Annotated in this window: 2 protein-coding genes; one reads left to right on the forward strand and one right to left on the reverse strand. The window is 58.6% G+C overall.

Going from position 1 to position 643, the window contains the following annotated elements:
- Positions 1 to 346: sulfatase-like hydrolase/transferase (locus tag BK660_RS32125; RefSeq protein ID WP_148057555.1), on the reverse strand; the 346-nt coding region annotated here is incomplete at its 3' end.
- A 114-nt stretch (positions 347 to 460) separates the two neighbouring features.
- On the opposite strand from BK660_RS32125, the gene BK660_RS32130 reads away from it, so the two are divergent.
- Positions 461 to 643 (forward strand): helix-turn-helix domain-containing protein (locus BK660_RS32130; protein WP_123436475.1); only part of this gene is annotated, 183 nt, incomplete at its 3' end.

Raw genomic sequence — 643 nt, forward strand, 5'->3', positions numbered from 1 at the left:
GGCGTTCTTCGTAGCCGTGCAACTGATCGGGGCCACAGAAATGCATCTTGCCCGACAGCGCCGTGCGGTAACCGAGACGGCGCAGGTAATGGGCGTAAGTCGGCACATCGGCGGGGAAATCGGCAGCGTTGTCGTAGGCGCCGATCTTGCTCGGCAACTGGCCGCTGACCAGGGTGAAACGCGATGGCGCGCACAGCGGGCTGTTGCAGTAAGCGGCGTCGAACACCACGCCTTGTTCGGCGAGGCGGGAAAGATTCGGCAATTTTATCGGCGAAGGGCCGTAGAACGGCAACATTGGCGCGGCCATCTGATCGGCCATGATGAAAAGAATATTCTTGCGCTTCATGTGATCGCGGCATTCCATAGTGAATATTTATGCGACATTGCTGCGACCGAGCATGGAGTCCATGCTGTATCCGGTAAAGCCTGCGCCGGACAATGACTAGGATAAGCACAGCTTATGTATGAAGCCTTGGGTGATCTGTCGCTCGACCTGCTCCGCGCCTTCGAAGCGGCGGCTCGGCAGCGCAGTTTCACTGCTGCCGCGGTTGAGCTTGGCACCACGCAACCGGCGATCAGTCAGCAGATCAAACGGCTGGAAGAACAACTCGGCACCCGGCTGTTTGATCGGATTTACCGAGGG

Origin of the sequence: Pseudomonas brassicacearum (assembly GCF_003732265.1) — a bacterium.
GTDB lineage: Bacteria > Pseudomonadota > Gammaproteobacteria > Pseudomonadales > Pseudomonadaceae > Aquipseudomonas > Aquipseudomonas brassicacearum_D.